This window comes from Wolbachia endosymbiont of Madathamugadia hiepei, from assembly GCF_013366855.1.
Classification (GTDB): Bacteria; Pseudomonadota; Alphaproteobacteria; order Rickettsiales; family Anaplasmataceae; genus Wolbachia.
Genome location: NZ_WQMP01000159.1, coordinates 1 through 1,968, shown reverse-complemented (window position 1 = coordinate 1,968; position 1,968 = coordinate 1). Strand labels below are relative to the sequence as shown.

General features: G+C 35.9%; 2 protein-coding genes. Both read right to left on the bottom strand.

The features are described from left to right. Window positions 1-345: 345 nt before the first annotated feature. The gene (locus GO685_RS04930; RefSeq protein ID WP_218939236.1) at window positions 346-786 is read right to left on the bottom strand and encodes an SgcJ/EcaC family oxidoreductase; all 441 of its coding nucleotides are present in this window, start codon (window positions 784-786) and stop codon (window positions 346-348) included. A gap of 412 nt (window positions 787-1,198) precedes the next feature. After that, window positions 1,199-1,822, bottom strand: coding sequence for a hypothetical protein (locus GO685_RS04925; RefSeq protein WP_175937823.1), 624 nt, complete (start codon window positions 1,820-1,822; stop codon window positions 1,199-1,201). Window positions 1,823-1,968 lie beyond the last annotated feature (146 nt).

Genomic DNA, 1,968 nt, shown 5'->3' with positions numbered 1-1,968 from the left:
CAAATAGTGCAAAAATTTAAACATGAGACGCCAAATACCCTAAGTTTTTTGTCACTAACCTGCACAGATTGCGAAGATAAATAAATAGCTTCAGTACTATGATAAAGGGACCGGCGGAGGTTGTCAAATAGTTTTTTTCGTTTCTATTGGGTAGCTTTTCTCTACTGTCATCTTTTATCTTGTCAAAAGCATCTAATGCTTTAAGCTTAGGCAAGATGGAGAAGGGAAGAACTCTGTAAGCGCTTCTTTTGCCCACAATTGGGAGGTTTGAGTGAATTTGTGATATATTTTATTTGCCTTCCTAATGACGAAAGTTCTATAGATAGCCATGCCAAAGTTCCAAAGTTATGAGTGGTTCTCAGGTGGCAATGAAGAGTGATGCGATGATATTAGCCATTTATTCTTGTCCCACTTGTAAGTAAATGCGTAACGAGCGCGTAACTCCTTTCCGTCTTTCAGTCTGAAGGTATATAAGCCTGTATCGACAGCTTTATTACATCCAACGTTTATAGTACGTGACTCAATTTCTGCAGTTGGATGTTTAGCTAGAAAATCTTTAAAGTAATCAACGCGCTGAGCACTAGTTGTTCTAGGGCTAGAGGATAAAGTTGGCAGCAATACTGCATCATCAGTGTAGTTTGCGTTAACCTGGTAGGCATCGCCAGTTTTTAACGAATCATTCCAACGATTAAACAACGCTTCAATATCCTGATCACTAGCTTTGACACAACTTCGGCCCCTGGTAAAAACTTGGACTACAACCACTAAGACCAGGATAACAAGCAAAAAACTCAATATTGAGATAACTCCTTTTTTACACGCCCTGTTCTACATATCACCCTACAAAAATTAAAAACACTATTCTATAACACGAAAGTTAATTAACTACAAAAGCTAAGTTACTGCCTTATTAACAGGACAATAGAAAAGATTAGACATACTGTCTATTCTCTAGAGCAAATTTCAAGGCATAATAACCTTTTCCCTTTCTGTACCTGAGATTCTTCTTAATTCTTCACGCATTACCCAAGAGTCCATTTGCTTTCTATCAGATTAACCTATCACTTCAGAACACATCGATTTTCCAGATCTAACAAAAGATCCTTGCTCTATAGCCCCGCTAACTGGCAACCCTCCTAGTAAGCAATTCCTTCCTATTTTTTCATTGCAGTTTTTTAATTGCTCTAGCAGATTTTGACTATTTTATAAGATTTGTGTCTTGCGTATCAGGGTATAACCTCACTTCTAGTTCTTCCAGACTGGTGTAGAAAGTTAATACTATATCGCTACCATCTGTAAGATCTGTGTAATCTCTTATACCATTCTCTGTTATAATTTCTACTTCGCTTTTACCGATCTTGATTATATCTCTTCCATATCCTACTTCTCCCTGGGTTAGTCCTAAATTCCTTGCTCCATTTATAATCTCTGCAACATTTATTATGCTGTCTTCAGAATACTCTAAATAAGAGGTGATATTGTCTATTCTTACATCACACAATTGACCACTTGCTGCACTTTTAACAATTTTCAGAAATTCTAGAGTACGCTTTGTATGGTCTTCATAAGCTCTTACTATATTAGCTTTATAGTCTTTAAACTTTAATTCCAATGTGTTGATCACATCCATACTAGATCCTTTATGCAATGTTACCTTTCTTGATACCAATTTACATATTATACTACTAGCAACTTTAGGATCCTTTTCTAAATCATTTAGCTCACTAGCTCTTTTCATTACACAATCTGCAAAGTTGTACGTACCTTCGCATATCACCCCATATGAACGAATAGGAAAATTAAACCTCATTCCAGAACTCATAGCTTCATCTACAATTTTTTCTCATTGACTCATATTTTGAGCGTCAGATATTCTACCTAGTCTCTGTGAAAAAAGTTTGTCATGAGAAAATAAGGAAAGATGTAGCAAAAACTGGTAGTTTAACTTAGCTACAAATAGAGAAATTA

Bases quoted from the DNA above. Each gene is read 5' to 3' on its own strand.
- GO685_RS04925 (WP_175937823.1), bottom strand. From the start codon at position 1,822: ATGAGTTCTGGAATGAGGTTTAATTTTCCTATTCGTTCATATGGGGTG.